The organism is Desulfofundulus thermocisternus DSM 10259, from assembly GCF_000686645.1.
In the GTDB taxonomy this organism is placed as follows: domain Bacteria; phylum Bacillota; class Desulfotomaculia; order Desulfotomaculales; family Desulfovirgulaceae; genus Desulfofundulus; species Desulfofundulus australicus.
The window spans coordinates 26,066-40,730 of record NZ_JMLG01000009.1 but is presented as its reverse complement, the minus strand read 5'-3'; the positions used below and the strand labels follow the sequence as shown (position 1 = coordinate 40,730).

The following is a 14,665-nucleotide window of genomic DNA, read 5'->3' as shown; positions in this document are numbered from 1 at the left end:
CGACCCCGGAGAGGAAGAATAAGTAGTAAGTAAAAGCCCCGGGTGAGTGGCCCAGGGCTTCCCTGTTTATCCCGGCTGTACTGCTCCCGTTTCTTAGTCCGGCCAATAACAGGTCCAAATACAAAGAAGAACAGATCCTGCGGACCAGGGTTCAGGTTTCCTTTTGCCGGTTCTGCCGGTAGACCAGGCCCGAAGCCACAGCCACCAGTTCCCCCCGCTGGTTTTCCACGGTAATCCGGTACAGCCCCGTATGGCGGGTTAAATTTTCCTCCCTGGCCGTAGCCACCAGCTCATCCCCGGGAACGCTCTTCTTCAGGTAGCTGATGTTCATATTTATACCCACGGCGGGCACACCCCGGGAATTGCTGGCGGTGCCAAAGGCCACATCGGCCACAGTGAAAACAACTCCCCCGTGGGTAATGCCGTGGATGTTGGTCATCTGTTCCGTAACCTTCAACCTGACCCGGGAATAACCGGGCTTGAGCTCCACTATTTCTACCCCCAGCATCCTGGGGAATGGGTCGTTCAACAGCCATTCTTTTAAATCCTCGGGCAAAAAAATATGCTCATCGCCCATCTTCCCTATCCCCTCCGGTATTTCATTTTCCCCGGAACAGGCTTTATTCCTGCTTTTCGTTATCCAAAGGAAATCATGCACCTTTTAAAAAATGAAAACCTGGACGATTTCAAAAGTCTCGCCCAGGAATTTGTAGAAAAAGTAATCGTGACCAAGGAAAAAATTGAAGTGGTCTTTAAAATAACTGTGGATTTGAGTGGTGGAGGCGGGGGGATTCGAACCCACCGTCCGGAAGAACAGCCACAGGAGTTTCTCCGAGCGCAGGCTGTGTTTTAATTTTCGCCCCCCTGGCGGCCACAGCCAGCCTCCGCAGGGGCTATCTCGTTTTAGATGTCCCGCCGGGCCTCCGAGAACCGTCCCGGCAGCAAGCCCGTTAAGTCGACACCCTGTCCCGCGTCACGGGCCGGACCCGGGCAGGATGTGGCCGCTAAATTAAGCAGCCAGAGCGTATTCTTCGTTGGCAGTTATTGTTTTCCCACCGTTTAACGGGCTGGTGGAACCCCGGCTCGCTTCTCCTGCCACCGCTTCCCCCGTCGAAACCTTTCGCCCCCATATTATCCAGATGTCACATTTTCCCCCGCAGGGCCCGCTCCATTTCCCGTTTGGCATCCCGGGCGGCCATGTCCTCCCGCTTATCGTATACCTTCTTGCCGCGGGCCAGGGCCAGTTCCACTTTGGCCTTGCCCCGGTCGTTGAAGTATACCTTCAGCGGGATCAGGGCCAGACCTTTTTCCCGGCTCTTGCCCAGCAGGCGCAGGATCTCCTTTTTATGCATCAGGAGCTTGCGCGTCCGCTTGGGCTCGTGGTTGAAGCGGTTACCCTGGTCATAGGGGCTGATGTGCATATTATACAGAAAAAGTTCGGCGTTTTCAACACGGGCGAAGCTATCCTGCAGGTTGGCCCGCCCCGCCCGCAGGGATTTGACCTCCGTGCCGGTCAGGGCAATGCCGGCCTCGTAGGTCTCCAGGATGTGATAGTCATGGCGGGCCTTCCTGTTCACCGTAACCACTTTTCCCACCATGACCACCTCCTCAACCGATAAAGAAAGCCCTACCGCAACTGGCCGGGCTGCAACCTTTTTCTTTCCTCAGTACCATTATAACGTTACGTCGCCATTTGTCAAGCGGGAAATGCCAATTTCTGTCGTCGGACTGTGATATTGTCACCCTGTAAGCGGTTTGAGAAAATATCACCATGGTCCATATGGTTGCCAGGGTACCCAGCAAATCTACCTTCCGCCCCGACAGGCGCAGGCGCTGCCCAATGGCGGCCGTCAGGGGAGCGCCGGCGGTGTGGTGGCCGTAGAAGGTAAGCCGCCCGCCAGCACCCACTGCCCGGGTTTCCAGTTTGCCGATGTCATGGAAAAGGCAGGCCAGTTTGAGCACCGGCAGCCGGCTGCGGGTGCGAGTGAGGGGTGTATTAAAGCAGTCTCTCACCTGCCCGGCCAGTTGGGTTGAAAGGGCAACGGGCAGCCATTACCGGTAAAACGGGTGCAGGTGCCGGTAAAGCCCACCTGCTTATTAGAATACCTACTTCACTAGATCATTTTCCCGCAAATATTCCCAATATTTATCTGTATTATAACGCCAACAACAATTAGGGAACTCATTAACTATATTGATTAATAAAGAAAGACTTAAGTCCTCCCGGCTTTCCTTTCCAGGAAAAACTGCTATGCATTTAAGCATATATGGTATATCTGTATTACCCTTAGAATACCAATAAAGTTTTATTCCAAATAGTTTTTTTATAGTTTCCACAACATTTATTCCAGTAGCTTCCATAGAAAAAGTACGCCTATGTGGGTTCCTGCAGGAATCAAGACCCAGTTTAAAATTGCACTTCTTCCCACCACAGCCCATACAGTACCCTGTACTTAAAAAACTGCCCTTTAAAAGCGGGGCCAGCTTATAGCCAATATTGGCGAGAAACCGAGACAATATCGCATCTTGAAATTTCCAGTGAACAGCTGGGTTACGAGATTTTAGCACATTTTCATGTTTAAACTTCGACCAAAAACGACAATAAATTAACCAAACCGGATCTTCCGGAGAGGCTATTTTTTCTAGTTTCGGTGATCTGGGCGGACAACCTCCAGCAGATCCAAAATTACTGCACCCCTTGGCACAAGCTGCCCAAACTATTTCAGGCTCATAAACAAGGTCTTGAGCCCGGCAGAGTAAATTACCAATTTCCAGCGGGTAAATATTGCCGCTACTTTGCGAACGATAGATATACCAGAACATTCCATTTGTTTGAACATTTCCAGTTTGCAACACGCCTTCTAAGGACATCACTTAGCTACCACCAAAGAAGCTAGTGCTATAACCACACCAAGCAAGACTTTAAAATAAAACTCCAGTTTTTCAATTTTAGCAGCATTATTAGACAAAGTAACACTTCTTCCCTTAATATCAGAAACCATATCTGCTGGTATATTCTCATAACCACGTCTTGGTTTAAACTTTTCATCAATATACTCGTCAAGTCTTTCAAAGAAAATCATAAATAATGAGTCACAACGCCGCACAACGATATCGTTGGGCCCTGCATTATAGACTGAAAATATCAGTTTACCTTCATAGCCGGGGTCGACATGGAAGCCGGAAACATTTATTAAACCTTTTCTTTTAAAGCTAAATCTCATGCTAATAAATCCCATTACATCCAATGGCAATTTAATTTTTTCCTCTGTGATGAGCAATGCAAATTCTCCGGAACGGATAGAGATTAAATCACCTTTCTTAAGTTTCTTTGGCAGGTCTTCACTACTAAGGTATACCTCGCTACCAAGCCTTAGATTAAGCTTCCAACCCTCAAAACACTCACCCCAAATATCTTCTTTATCATCACATTCGATAAATTTTTTTATTTCATTTTCATCTGTAATTATTCCTGGCTCCATCATTTCACCCCCCGGCAATATAAAATGAAAGAGGAGCTTTTAATATTAAAAATTCACCTTAAGCATTAGTATGATATAAAGAAGACCTTAACAATCAACAAAATGATTATTATCAGTATTGTAATAGCTATAATAACTATAATATTACTCAATCTTCTCACCAAGATCGGATCTATCATTCTATCTCTGAGTGAAATTTGCTCAAGCTTTAAAAGTATTAAAATTTCATTAAGCCACAGAAAAGCTATAGAACATAACGCCAATGAAAAATATGAGGGATGTCTTGTTTCAAAATAAACAAAACCCTTCGCCAAGATTAAAGCTATTAAAACAAAAACCAAAAGTATCAAAAAAACTATTAGAATTTTATTAGCTGTTGCCCATTTTTTATTATTATCACCCATACCTGTCCCCCATTATAAAAAAAGAGTGGCTTACCACTCCCTTATTTAAATATTTAGCCTGCACCACGGCTCGGGTCCAGTTGCTACATCCTGGTTAAACAGCATTCTCTCGCCAGGACACCCGCCCCGGCACTTTTCCCGTAGTATGCATTCGGAACATATAGTTATATCTTTCAAACGTAAACCACGTAGATAACGTAGCAGATCATCATTATACCATAAATCTTCTAAAGAATAATCGTAAATCTTTTTACGTGATCCTTTTAAAAATTTGAATGCTTCACAAGGGAAAACCTCTCCCGAAGCTGAAATAAGAAGTTTATTTTGTGAAGCGGTACATGGCGTTATTTCTCCATCAGTTACACAGTTAAAAGGCGCACCGAGCCTTATATTTACGTTTCTAAACCAGTTTCTTAATTGCTTTACCTGCTGTACAATTCCAATCGCCTGTTTTCCTGTAAGCATCAAATCCTCTGCATTATCTTTGCATCTGCCCTGTAACACCAATCTTAACAGGCTCACCTGGCTTATTCCAAGAGAATTGGCCAGAGCCAACACACCAGGGATCTCGTGAACATTTACGCTCATTGGAACAAAATGAAGCTCAACAGATAGGCCAACAGATAATACTCGTTTTATAGATTCCAACGTCAAAGCAAAACTACCTGCGACACGGGTAATGTATTCATGTGTGCCAGCAGATTCGCCGTGAATGCTAAAAATTACTTTACCGGTGCCTGAAGCTTTTAATTGCCTTACTATTTTTTCGCTTAATGGACTTAAATTCCTCCCATCCTTTATAACCCCGCAGCTGTAAACAGTCACCTTTATTCCCTTTGAACTGGCATATCTCAGCACCTGAAATAACTCATCATATAGGAAAGGCTCCCCGCCCGAAACGGTCAATCTTTCAACACCCAGCGGAATTCCTTCATCTATCAATTTATAAAGTTGCCTGGCAGGTATGTGTTCTTTACTAGTTGCTGACGCTTCGGATGAGCAATGCCTGCAGTATAGAAGGCAGCTATTGGTTATTTCAACAGATAGTTCCTTTAGAGGATACCCTGCTTGCATTGGCTTCACCTCCCAGGCAATTGTAGGCAAAACACAGCTTGATTGTAACATTCAACACATTTTAAGAAATTCCTGCCACTATCAATATTATGTAGCAATTTTTAAAAGCAGATAACTGTGGATTTGAATGGTGGAGGCGGGGGGATTCGAACCCACCGTCCGGAAGAACAGCCACAGGAGTTTCTCCGAGCGCAGGCTGTGTTTTGGCTTTTGCCCCTTTGGCGGCCACAACCAGCCTCCGCAGGGGCTATCTCGTTTGGGTGTCCCGCCGGGCCTCCGAGAATTATCCCGGCAGCAGGCCTGTCAGCCTGACACCCTATCCCACGTCACGAGGCCGGACGCACATGAAATAAAAGCCGGCAGAAAGAACCTGCCGGCCGGCATCCTTTAAAGCCCCATCTCCCCGGCAATGGCCTGCATGGACTCCAGGCCGATTTTCATAAATTCTTCCAGGGAGAGGCCCATCTCGGAGCAGCTTTTGATCTGTTCCCTGCTGGCGCCCCGGGCAAAGGACTTCTCGTGGAAGCGGTTGAGAAGGAAGGGGACGTCAATGGCTGAAAGTTTCTTTTCCGGTTTAATGAGAGCGCCGGCCACGATGAGCCCGGTGAGAGGATCGCTGGCGTAAAGGGCCCTGTCCATCAGGCTCTGCCGGGGCAGGCCGTGAATATCATTGTGTACCCGAACGGCATAAACAACCTCTTCCGGCAGTCCTTCCCGGGCCAGCAGATCCGCCCCTTCCATGCTGTGCCGAACCGGCTCGTCCTTCGTCCATTCATAGTCGATGTCATGGAGCAGCCCGGCCAGTCCCCAGAGTTCCTCATCCTGGCCGAAATGCCGGGCCAGCCCGCGCATGACCGCCTCCACGGCCAGGGAATGTTTGATCAGATTGGGCGTTTTTAAATACCTGGTGAGAAGTGCATAGGCTTCATTCCGCGTCACTTTTCAGGACTCCTTTCCTTTTTCTTTAACCGTCAGAAACTTGGCCGTAGCCCTGGCAGCCACCTTCCCCCCGGGGAGGATAAGACGGGCGGAAAGCTCCCACAGCCGCCCCCTGCAGCCCTCCTTCCATGCCTCCACGGTTACCGGCACGCCCACGGGCACCGGGAGGCTGAAGCGGGTAAGCATTTCCGCCGTCATGGCTGCAACACCGCGATGCCAGAGCCACTGGGCCATGGCCTCATCAAGCAGTGTGGTAACCAGGCCGCCGTGCAGCACACCATCCCACCCCTGGTGTTCATTCCCGGCCGTAAAAGTTGTCCGGCAGATATCACCTTCGTGGGAAAACTTCAGGTGCAGGCCGATGGGGTTTTGGGGGCTGCACGCAAAACACATGCCATCACTCCGGCTAACACTGTACATAACCTTCATTCACCTTGCTTTTAGGTACTCGTCACACTCAGGGGGAAATGTGCCTTTTTGAACACGGTATACAGATATTTTACCAAAATTTTGCCATATCGCAAGTAGCCGGGAAACCTCTACAAACCATTTGCGAGAGGTGAGGTGAGGTGAGGTTTATGAGGGTGACGTTTCGAGGGAACCTTGACAGCCCGGAAAGGAAAAGTATAATAATAATTAAATTTTGGTTTTTTGGGAGCAGGGCTGATTCATTTCTCGCTGGGAGTGACACCCCATGAACCTTACCCAACGGCGTAAAGAATTCCTCCATAAAATTGTAAACCTCTTCCGCCAGACCGGTCTTCCCGTCCACTATGCCACCGTTGCCCAGGCACTGGGCGTAAGCAAGTGGACGGCCTACGACATTCTCAAGGAGCTGGAAAAAGGAGACTTTCTGCGCAGGGAGTACACCCTCAGCCGCAGCAAAAAGGCTCCCGGCCGTTCCATGGTGGTTTTCCGACCGACGGAAAAGGCCCTTAAGCTACTGCCCCCACAGGAAGTAAAATCAAAAACCCAGGAGGACTGGTCGACAGCCCGGAGCAAACTGTTATCCCTGGTTGATAATATGAAGAACCTAAACCCCCAAAAAATCAAGGAAGAACTCTTAGAGGAAATGTCCCGGATCGAGCTGCCGGTGGTGTTCAGTGCCTATACCATCGCCCTTTTAATCACCCATATACACGAAATTAACTCCCGGGGCATGGCGGCACTGAAGCACATCCTCGAACTGGCCCCCAAGCCCGAGCTGGTCTTAAGCCTGTTTGCCGGCTCGGCAATCGGAACCATGCTCAAGAGCATGAAAGATACGGTTAACAGCAAAATCCTTTCCTGCATCCGCCGCTTTGAAGATCATATTTCCGAATGCGACAACCAGGAGCGCAGACTCCTGGCCAGCTTTTTAACAGAAGCCCTGCAACGTTCACGGTAGTTTTTTTAAAATGTTTTTGGGTCTTTTTGGCCTGTTAGGTTTCTTGGGGAATTTTTTGACGAAAGAGAGGGAATCTTATGTATATTGATGTGCACCTCAGGATATTTCCTTTGGGTAGTGTCTTTCGCGACGGGGGACGACCACCGCCGGGCAGTTTTGCGATATTCTCCCCCAGCCAGTAAATGCAAGCGGTCATATAAAAAACTTACAGGAGGTTGCTGTTTATGCATTCCGGGACTACCAAACTGGGACGGGCTAAAAATTTCCTTGCCGCGCACCTTTCTCAAAACGTTCTGGCCTACGTGAGTAAAAACCCGGAAACGAATTTTCCGCATCTCTTAAAGCTGGTGAAGTTACTGGCCATTCAAGAACGGCACAAGCGTCAGGTGGAAACGGTAGCCGCCGCCTACCGGGAAAACCCGGCCATCCGGGAGTACGTCAACAGGCTGGCCAGAAATCTCCATCCCAACGTGCGTAACCGCCTGGCGTATAACTGGTTTATGAACGCCATGATCTTCGGCATTCCCCGCCAGAGGAGCCTGTCCGCCGAGCTGGGGGTGAACATTCCCAACTTCATCCTGGTGGACCCCACCAGTGCCTGCAACCTGACCTGTGAAGGCTGCTGGGCGGGCAAATATTCCCCCAGGAAATTAAGCCCGGAAAGGCTGGACCGCCTTTTCAACGAAGCCAAGGAACTGGGCATTTACTGGATTGTTTTTTCCGGCGGCGAACCACTGGTTTACCCGCACCTGTTCGACCTGATGGCCAAGCACCGCGATATGGCCTTTATGGCCTATACCAACGGTACGCTGATTGATGAAAAGATGGCCGATAAAATCATCGAGGTGGGCAACTTCTCCCCGGCCATCAGCCTGGAAGGGTGGCGGGAACGCACCGACGCCCGGCGGGGTCCGGGAACCTTTGACAGGGTTATGCGGGCCATGGACCTGCTCAGGGAACGGGGTGCGGCATTCGGCGTTTCCATCACCATCACCAGGGAAAACGTTATGGAAGTCACCGGCGATGAATTTATTGATTTCCTTATTGAAAAAGGGGTTTTATACGGCTGGACATTCCATTATATCCCCATCGGCCGCAATCCCGACATAAACCTGATGGTCACCCCGGAACAGAGGGCCTATCTGGCCGAGCGCATACCATACATCCGCACCCATAAGCCCATTATGATTGCGGATTTCTGGAACGATGGTGAACTGGTAGAAGGGTGCATTGCCGGAGGGCGTCGCTATTTCCATATCAATGCCGCCGGGGAAGTGGAACCCTGTGCCTTTGTTCATTTTGCCGTGGACAACATTAACGAAAAAAGCCTGCTGGAAGTCCTGCGCTCACCCCTGTTTGCCGCTTACCAGAAGCGCCAGCCCTTTCACGACAACCTGCTCCGGCCCTGTCCAATTATAGACGTACCCCGGGCCCTCAGGGAGATAGTAAAGGAATCGGGCGCCCATCCCACCCACGAAGGGGCGGAAACAGTGCTGCAGGGCATAATTGCCGCCCACCTGGATGAGCGCTCCCGGGAATGGGGCCGGGTGGCCGACAGAATCTGGGCAGAACGCCAGCAGTTGAAAAAAGCCCGGGAGCTCTCTTAGCAGGTAAACTCGAAAGGCCGGCCAATGCCGGCCTTCTCAGCTTCTAGACAAAGTATTTATAGGATGTGCCCTGGTTTTAGTCGTCGCTCCCGGTCGTATCGCTGGCCGGGCCCAAAAGGCCCCGGCTCCGGTCTTCGGCGGGTACCGGCCACATTCACACCTCCTGTGTTCAGGTGGCCTCCGCGGACATCCTGTCCGCGGCACGGGCCTGGCCCGGCGGCGCTCACTCCAGGTCGCTCCTCCTTTAAAACCAGGGCACATAAAGAGTTTGTCCTCAGCTTGGGGCCGGCTAATGCCGGCCTTCTTTAACCCGCTGGTCGTGGTGAAAGGAGAGCGGGCTTTCTTTCAGGCCACCAGCCCGCTCTCTCTCTCACCTTCATCGGAATCGAAGGACAGGGCACGGCGGGGACAGGCGGCCACACAGGTACCGCATTTCAGACAATCATTGTCCCCCACAAGACCTTTCAGCCGGTACTCATAGGGCTTCAGCTGCATCGGACACGCCCGGGCACAGGCCCGGCACCCGGTGCAGGCCCGGCTGATGAAAAGGGGAGTCTTGCCCCCGGAAAGCCAGTGAGCCAGCGTACCCATGGGGCAGATGTGACACCAGACCCGGGGATGGATAACCAGCCCCAGAATGATTCCCACCAGGGTCGTAACGGTGAGCAGCCGTACCAGGGCCAGTCCCATAGCCGCCAGATCACCCCGGGCAAGGTACCACTGGACGCCGATCATGGTAAATATTAAGAACAGCATAAATACCCGCACTTTCTGGCTGCGGAAAAAGGCAGGTATGGCTTTCCGCCGGGACAGCGGACGGATAAAAAGATCGAAAAAAGCACCACGGGGGCACATCCAGTCACACCAGGCACGCCCCCGGAAGATAGCCACCCCCACTGCCCCGGCCATGCACCCCAGGAGCAGGAACCCCAGCCAGGGGTAGAACCAGCCCAGGACGGCAACCAGGGGCAGGCCTGCCCAGGTTAAACCCTGTCTCAGTTTACGTTCTCTCAGCTTTTCTTTTAACACTGCAACTCCTCCTCTCTTAACTTAAAGTTAAATTACGGGGATGCGGCCGTCCCTGCGGGACAGCAGCAACCTCTGCCTATACACGTACCCCTAGGGGTATTCCATGTAAAATATTACTCCCCCTCTTTTGCAATGTCAATAGATATTTTTCCTGCCCTGCCCTTGACAAAATAAAAATTTAATAGTAAACTTAAAATACCGTACGGGGTATAGGGCTATGAAAGGGGACGCAAGATGGGGAAAGACCGGATTTACCGGCAGGAAGTGCAGGGAGATCTGCTGGCCCGCCTGAAACGCATTGAAGGCCAGGTACGGGGAGTATCCAGGATGATCCAGGAGCAGCGCAGCTGCGGTGAGGTGGTCATCCAGCTGGCGGCCATTAAGGCAGCCATCAGCCAGGTGGCCATGACCACCCTGGCCTGCCACCTGGCCGATGAACTTACGGAGGGTCTGGCGGAAGGCAAGGAACTCAAAGATATTATGGCCGATTTCATGCAGATCTTCCGCAAGTTTACCTGATGTTATAACCCTGCTTTCTGCCACCAGCACAGATACAGAACAGGAGCGTGATATTCATGGTTCAGGTGCATGTATCCGACGAAGCCAGGGATTATATCCTGCAGCAGACCGATACCATCACCCTGGTTATGGAACTCTGCGGCGGGTGAGGTGGCATGACCCTGGAGCCTGCCGTGTATGCAGGCCAGCCTCCTGATGTGGAAAGATTCCTCCGGACCGAAGCCAACGGCCTGAAGGTGTTTCTGCCCAAAAACGCCCGGGTTGCTCCGGAAGGGATCAGCATCGACATCACCGGGCAGGGTGCATGGCGCCGCCTGTCCATCCAGGGATTGCTCGGCTGAGCCGGGAAAAAATGAAAAAAAGAAACCCCTGCCGTCAGGCAGGGGTGTTTCTTTTTTAACGGGCGATATTGGCAATCAGCGGAATGATCAACAGGGCCACGATGTTCACGATCTTGATCATCGGGTTGATGGCCGGCCCCGCAGTATCTTTCAACGGGTCACCGACGGTGTCACCCGTTACCGCTGCAGCGTGGGCAGGAGTGCCCTTACCGCCGTACATACCTTCCTCAATGTACTTCTTGGCATTGTCCCAGGCACCGCCGCCGGCGGTCTGGAAGATGGCCAGGAAGAGACCGCTGATGATGGTACCCATCAGCATCCCGCCCAGGGCATCCCGGCCCAGGATCAGGCCCACAATGACGGGGGCCAGGACGGGAATCAGACCGGGCAGGATCATTTCCTTCAGCGCACGGCGGGTGACGATATCCACGCAGCGGCCGTACTCAGGCTTGGCCTTGCCTTCCATGAGGCCCTTAATTTCCCGGAACTGCCTCCGCACCTCGTTGACCACTTCGTAGGCCGCCCGGCCCACAGCACCAATGGCCAGGGAGGAGAACAGGTAGGGCAGGGCAGCGCCGATGAACAGGCCGGCCAGCACCCACGGGTTGTTGATGGAGAAGGTAAGCAGTTCTGCAGGAACGTAGTCCGCCAGGTGGTGGGTATAGTCGGCAAACAGAACAATCGCTGCCAGGCCGGCGGAACCGATGGCGTAACCCTTGGTCACCGCCTTGGTGGTGTTACCCACAGCATCCAGCGGGTCGGTGATGTTCCGGACCTCATCCGGCAGTTCGGCCATTTCGGCAATACCACCGGCGTTGTCGGTAATGGGCCCGTAAGAGTCAATGGCCACGATAATACCGGTCATGGAGAGCATGGCCATGGAAGCAATACCAATGGCATAGAGACCTCCCGCCCCGCCGCCACCGATCAGGTAGGAGACCAGAATACCGGCTACAATTACTATGGCGGGAAGGACGCTGGACTCCATGGCCACCGAAATACCGGTGATGATGTTGGTAGCGTGGCCGGACTGGGATGCTTCAGCGATGGATTTTACCGGGCGGAAATTCTTGGACGTATAGTAGTCGGTAATATACACAATGGCCACGGTAACCACAATACCGATAAGGGCCGGCCAGAAGTAAGTGGAGTTGCCCAGAACGGACGTGGTCACAAACCAGAAACCAATCAGGGACAGGATGGCGGAAGCCCAGAGCCCCTTGTAGAGAGCACCCATAATATTGGTGCTCTGGTCACCCATCCGTACAAAGAAAGTACCGATAATGGAGGCAATGATTGCTACAGCACCTAAAACCATGGGATAGATGACATACTGGGGCTGGTTGTCGAAAAGCAGGAATCCCAGAAGCATGGCCCCTACGGCGGTGACGGCATAGGTCTCGAAGAGGTCGGCCGCCATACCGGCGCAGTCACCCACGTTGTCACCCACGTTGTCGGCAATAACCGCCGGGTTCCGGGGGTCGTCTTCGGGAATGCCGGCTTCCACCTTACCCACCAGGTCAGCGCCCACGTCGGCACTCTTGGTATAAATACCGCCGCCCAGACGGGCGAACACACTGATCAGCGAACCGCCAAAGCCCAGACCCACCAGGGCCACCGGGTCTCTAAAAATGACGTACATGGCCGAAACACCCAGCAGGGCCAGGCTCACGCACATCATCCCCGTCACGGCACCACCCTTGAAAGCTACCTGCAGGGCGTGGTTGATGCCGGACTTGGCCGCTTCAGCCACACGGGTATTGCCCCGGGTGGTCACGTACATGCCGATATAACCGCAAAGGCCGGAGAAAACGGCTCCGATGATAAAGCCAATTGCCGTCCAGTAGTTAAGACCGAACAGGATGATCAGGGCCACGACAATACCCACCAGGGCTATGGTCTTGTACTGCCGGTTGAGGTAAGCCATAGCCCCTTCCTGGATGGCCGCCGAAATTTCCTGCATGCGCTGGGAACCAGCTGGACGACTAAGTACCCATGAGGCCAGATAACCTGCAAACAGGATACCGATAATGGCAGCCACCAACCCGGAATAGGTCACCCACGACTGTTCCAAGAATATTCCCCCCCATGGTTAATTTTTTAGATGACCGCTGAAAAAATACCCAACCTCCCTCTCCCGGATCACCTCCCCCTTCCCGTGACAGGTGCCTTCTCCACCTTTTTCTACTTTTTCTGGCCGGTGGCCGGCAACCTGTCAGAATAAGACAATGGGCTTATGTCCATAAGCCCAAAACCAGTGACGTAATGGCAAACAGCACAGCCATTATTGTTGTCAGCTTACTCAAAAATTCATCCAGACCTTTCTTTTTACCAAACAAAACCTCCGCTCCCCCGGCAATGGCACCGGAGAGCCCGGCACTTCTTCCCGACTGCAGGAGTACCGTAGCAATAAGACCGAAGCACAGGAGTACATGAATGGCTATTAAAACGCCCTTGAGCACCTGCTGGCACCTCCTCTTCCATTCGCTGTTATTATAGCACACATCATTAATAATTGACAATTATACAGGGGTGATATTTGCGCAAGAGAAGGCTTTCAGGGCGTTACGACCGGGGTAAATGGCCGTATCTCCCAGCTCTTCCTCTATGCGCAGCAACTGGTTGTATTTGGCCACCCGGTCGGTACGGGAGGGCGCTCCTGTTTTAATCAGTCCAGTGCCGGCAGCCACCACCAGGTCGGCAATGAAGGTGTCTTCCGTCTCCCCGGAACGGTGGCTGACCACCGCGGTGAAGCCGGCCTGGCGGGCCATTTCAATGGCTTCCAGGGTTTCGGTGAGGGTGCCGATCTGGTTCACCTTGATCAGGATGGAATTGCTGGCCCGCAGCTGGATACCCTTCCTCAGCCGCTCCGTATTGGTCACATAAAGGTCGTCCCCCACCAGCTGTACCCTGTCACCCAGGCGGGCGGTAAGCTTTACCCAGTTTTCCCAGTCATCCTCGGCCAGGCCGTCCTCAATGGAGAAAATGGGATAGCGCTCCACCAGCGCGGCATAGTAATCGATTAAGCCTTCCGCCGTAAACTCTTTTCCTTCCAGCACATAGCGGCCGTCTTTGAAGAACTCGGTAGCCGCAGCATCAATGGCCAGGGCCACGTCCTCACCGGGCCGGTAACCCGCAGCCTCGATGGCTTCTATAATTACCGCGCAGGCCTCCTCGTTGGAATCCAGGCTGGGAGCAAAACCACCTTCGTCACCCACAGCGGTATTCAACCCTTTTTTCTTAAGCACCTTTTTCAGATTATGGAAAACCTCGGCCCCCATCCGCAGGGCTTCAGCAAAGGTGGGAGCTCCTACAGGCATAATCATGAATTCCTGGATATCCACATTGTTATCGGCGTGCTTGCCGCCGTTCAAAATATTCATCATCGGCACCGGCATCCGCCGGGCATTGACTCCGCCGAGATATTGATAGAGGGGCAGTCCCACCGCCTGGGCCGCCGCCCTGGCCGTGGCCAGAGAAACCCCGAGGATGGCATTGGCGCCCAGCCTGCTCTTATTGGGAGTACCATCCAGTTCAATAAGCGTTTTATCCAGCATTACCTGCTCCAGGGCATCAAAACCGATTATCTCAGGAGCAATTTTTTCAATTACATTTTGTACCGCCTTTTGCACGCCCTTACCCAGGTAGCGGGACGGATCGCCATCCCTCAGTTCCACTGCTTCATGGGCACCGGTGGAAGCTCCGGAGGGAACGGCCGCCCGGCCCAGGGCGCCGCCTTCCAGCAGCACGTCCACTTCAACGGTGGGATTACCCCGGGAATCGAGAATCTCCCTGGCATAGACATCAACTATGGTGGTACTCATGCTTTTTCCTCCCCAGAACTTTTTCCTTAAAATGGCCATGGTACAGTGTACAGATTCCT

General features: G+C 52.3%; 16 protein-coding genes and 2 other RNA genes. 4 read left to right on the top strand and 14 right to left on the bottom strand.

Going from position 1 to position 14,665, the window contains the following annotated elements; all coding sequences use genetic code 11:
* Positions 1 to 151 precede the first annotated feature (151 nt).
* The 10 genes from paaI to BR83_RS0108710 all read right to left on the bottom strand — a co-directional run bounded on the left by paaI (position 152) and on the right by BR83_RS0108710 (position 6,319).
* On the bottom strand, positions 152 to 577 hold the full coding sequence (paaI, locus tag BR83_RS0108750; RefSeq protein WP_027356766.1) for a hydroxyphenylacetyl-CoA thioesterase PaaI: 426 nt from the start codon (positions 575 to 577) through the stop codon (positions 152 to 154).
* Positions 578 to 774: 197 nt separating this feature from the next.
* Positions 775 to 1,128, bottom strand: a transfer-messenger RNA (tmRNA) gene (ssrA, locus tag BR83_RS16725).
* 14 nt (positions 1,129 to 1,142) lie between these two features.
* Positions 1,143 to 1,598 carry an SsrA-binding protein SmpB gene (gene smpB, locus BR83_RS0108740; RefSeq protein ID WP_013824272.1) on the bottom strand — a complete coding sequence of 152 codons (456 nt, stop codon included), beginning with the start codon at positions 1,596 to 1,598 and terminating at the stop codon, positions 1,143 to 1,145.
* A 10-nt stretch (positions 1,599 to 1,608) separates the two neighbouring features.
* Complete coding sequence (locus BR83_RS0108735; RefSeq protein WP_034634858.1) at positions 1,609 to 2,013, bottom strand: HD domain-containing protein; 405 nt, start codon at positions 2,011 to 2,013, stop codon at positions 1,609 to 1,611.
* Between the two features lie 93 nt (positions 2,014 to 2,106).
* Positions 2,107 to 2,871 (bottom strand): DUF2284 domain-containing protein, encoded by a 765-nt coding sequence (locus tag BR83_RS16720; protein ID WP_084327136.1) that lies wholly within the window; start codon positions 2,869 to 2,871, stop codon positions 2,107 to 2,109.
* Positions 2,871 to 3,482 (bottom strand): dCTP deaminase domain-containing protein, encoded by a 612-nt coding sequence (locus BR83_RS15485; RefSeq protein WP_051618064.1) that lies wholly within the window; start codon positions 3,480 to 3,482, stop codon positions 2,871 to 2,873. The genes BR83_RS16720 and BR83_RS15485 overlap by 1 nt, the downstream gene beginning before the upstream one ends.
* A 449-nt stretch (positions 3,483 to 3,931) precedes the next feature.
* On the bottom strand, positions 3,932 to 4,960 hold the full coding sequence (locus BR83_RS0108720; RefSeq protein ID WP_027356762.1) for a radical SAM/SPASM domain-containing protein: 1,029 nt from the start codon (positions 4,958 to 4,960) through the stop codon (positions 3,932 to 3,934).
* A 128-nt stretch (positions 4,961 to 5,088) separates the two neighbouring features.
* Positions 5,089 to 5,365, bottom strand: a transfer-messenger RNA (tmRNA) gene (gene ssrA / locus BR83_RS16715).
* Positions 5,348 to 5,899 (bottom strand): HDIG domain-containing metalloprotein, encoded by a 552-nt coding sequence (locus tag BR83_RS17190; RefSeq protein WP_027356761.1) that lies wholly within the window; start codon positions 5,897 to 5,899, stop codon positions 5,348 to 5,350. Before BR83_RS17190 ends, ssrA (BR83_RS16715) begins: the two co-directional genes overlap by 18 nt.
* A 3-nt stretch (positions 5,900 to 5,902) precedes the next feature.
* Positions 5,903 to 6,319 (bottom strand): PaaI family thioesterase, encoded by a 417-nt coding sequence (locus BR83_RS0108710; RefSeq protein WP_034634854.1) that lies wholly within the window; start codon positions 6,317 to 6,319, stop codon positions 5,903 to 5,905.
* 274 nt (positions 6,320 to 6,593) lie between these two features.
* On the opposite strand from BR83_RS0108710, the gene BR83_RS0108705 reads away from it, so the two are divergent.
* Both BR83_RS0108705 and BR83_RS0108700 read left to right on the top strand, forming a co-directional pair.
* Complete coding sequence (locus tag BR83_RS0108705; protein ID WP_027356759.1) at positions 6,594 to 7,286, top strand: LexA family protein; 693 nt, start codon at positions 6,594 to 6,596, stop codon at positions 7,284 to 7,286.
* A gap of 224 nt (positions 7,287 to 7,510) precedes the next feature.
* The gene (locus tag BR83_RS0108700) at positions 7,511 to 8,893 is read left to right on the top strand and encodes a radical SAM protein (protein WP_027356758.1); all 1,383 of its coding nucleotides are present in this window, start codon (positions 7,511 to 7,513) and stop codon (positions 8,891 to 8,893) included.
* A gap of 345 nt (positions 8,894 to 9,238) precedes the next feature.
* On the opposite strand, the gene BR83_RS0108695 is transcribed toward BR83_RS0108700, so the two are convergent.
* The gene (locus BR83_RS0108695; RefSeq protein WP_027356757.1) at positions 9,239 to 9,922 is read right to left on the bottom strand and encodes a 4Fe-4S binding protein; all 684 of its coding nucleotides are present in this window, start codon (positions 9,920 to 9,922) and stop codon (positions 9,239 to 9,241) included.
* Between the two features lie 234 nt (positions 9,923 to 10,156).
* On the opposite strand from BR83_RS0108695, the gene BR83_RS0108690 reads away from it, so the two are divergent.
* Both BR83_RS0108690 and BR83_RS0108680 read left to right on the top strand, forming a co-directional pair.
* Positions 10,157 to 10,441: a metal-sensitive transcriptional regulator gene (locus BR83_RS0108690; RefSeq protein ID WP_027356756.1), complete on the top strand. Its 285-nt coding sequence runs from the start codon at positions 10,157 to 10,159 to the stop codon at positions 10,439 to 10,441.
* A gap of 56 nt (positions 10,442 to 10,497) precedes the next feature.
* Positions 10,498 to 10,782, top strand: coding sequence for a CC/Se motif family (seleno)protein (locus tag BR83_RS0108680; protein ID WP_264175322.1), 285 nt, complete (start codon positions 10,498 to 10,500; stop codon positions 10,780 to 10,782).
* Positions 10,783 to 10,837: 55 nt separating this feature from the next.
* Here BR83_RS0108680 and BR83_RS0108675 read toward each other — a convergent pair whose 3' ends face one another.
* The 3 genes from BR83_RS0108675 to eno form a co-directional block, all read right to left on the bottom strand.
* Positions 10,838 to 12,856, bottom strand: coding sequence for a sodium-translocating pyrophosphatase (locus BR83_RS0108675; RefSeq protein ID WP_027356754.1), 2,019 nt, complete (start codon positions 12,854 to 12,856; stop codon positions 10,838 to 10,840).
* A gap of 160 nt (positions 12,857 to 13,016) precedes the next feature.
* Positions 13,017 to 13,244, bottom strand: a complete 228-nt coding sequence (gene secG / locus BR83_RS0108665; protein ID WP_027356753.1) for a preprotein translocase subunit SecG — start codon at positions 13,242 to 13,244, stop codon at positions 13,017 to 13,019.
* 60 nt (positions 13,245 to 13,304) lie between these two features.
* Positions 13,305 to 14,606, bottom strand: a complete 1,302-nt coding sequence (eno, locus tag BR83_RS0108660) for a phosphopyruvate hydratase (protein ID WP_027356752.1) — start codon at positions 14,604 to 14,606, stop codon at positions 13,305 to 13,307.
* Between the last annotated feature and the right edge of the window lie 59 nt (positions 14,607 to 14,665).

Coding starts and splice junctions, on each gene's coding strand:
- eno (WP_027356752.1), bottom strand. CDS start 14,606: ATGAGTACCACCATAGTTGATGTCTATGCCAGGGAGATTCTCGATTCC.
- BR83_RS0108710 (WP_034634854.1), bottom strand. CDS start 6,319: ATGTACAGTGTTAGCCGGAGTGATGGCATGTGTTTTGCGTGCAGCCCC.
- BR83_RS0108700 (WP_027356758.1), top strand. CDS start 7,511: ATGCATTCCGGGACTACCAAACTGGGACGGGCTAAAAATTTCCTTGCC.
- paaI (WP_027356766.1), bottom strand. CDS start 577: ATGGGCGATGAGCATATTTTTTTGCCCGAGGATTTAAAAGAATGGCTG.
- BR83_RS15485 (WP_051618064.1), bottom strand. CDS start 3,482: ATGGAGCCAGGAATAATTACAGATGAAAATGAAATAAAAAAATTTATC.
- smpB (WP_013824272.1), bottom strand. CDS start 1,598: ATGGTGGGAAAAGTGGTTACGGTGAACAGGAAGGCCCGCCATGACTAT.
- BR83_RS0108705 (WP_027356759.1), top strand. CDS start 6,594: ATGAACCTTACCCAACGGCGTAAAGAATTCCTCCATAAAATTGTAAAC.
- BR83_RS16720 (WP_084327136.1), bottom strand. CDS start 2,871: ATGTCCTTAGAAGGCGTGTTGCAAACTGGAAATGTTCAAACAAATGGA.
- BR83_RS0108720 (WP_027356762.1), bottom strand. CDS start 4,960: ATGCAAGCAGGGTATCCTCTAAAGGAACTATCTGTTGAAATAACCAAT.
- BR83_RS0108690 (WP_027356756.1), top strand. CDS start 10,157: ATGGGGAAAGACCGGATTTACCGGCAGGAAGTGCAGGGAGATCTGCTG.